The 229-nt window shown below is 44.1% G+C and carries 1 rRNA gene; it reads left to right on the forward strand.

The annotated features are described in order from the left end of the window. Positions 1–108 precede the first annotated feature (108 nt). Positions 109–229: ribosomal RNA gene (locus H6A27_RS14885) — 23S ribosomal RNA — on the forward strand; the annotation flags it as partial.

A 229-nucleotide genomic window follows, 5' to 3' on the forward strand; every position in this document is an offset into this window, starting at 1 on the left:
CATGATGTAACAAGCTGAAAAAGAGTAAAGAATTTTGGTCAAAACCAAAAGAGCTGAAAGTATATATCATCCGCTCTGAATTATACAGTTCAGAGTGTGTGCGTGATAATGAAAGTAAATAAGGGCGCATGGCGGATGCCTTGGCTCTCGGAGGCGATGAAGGACGTGATAAGCTGCGAAAAGTCACGGGGAGGTGCAAATAACCCTTGATCCGTGAATCTCCGAATGG

The organism is Bacteroides caecigallinarum, from assembly GCF_016902295.1.
Lineage (GTDB): Bacteria > Bacteroidota > Bacteroidia > Bacteroidales > Bacteroidaceae > Phocaeicola > Phocaeicola caecigallinarum_A.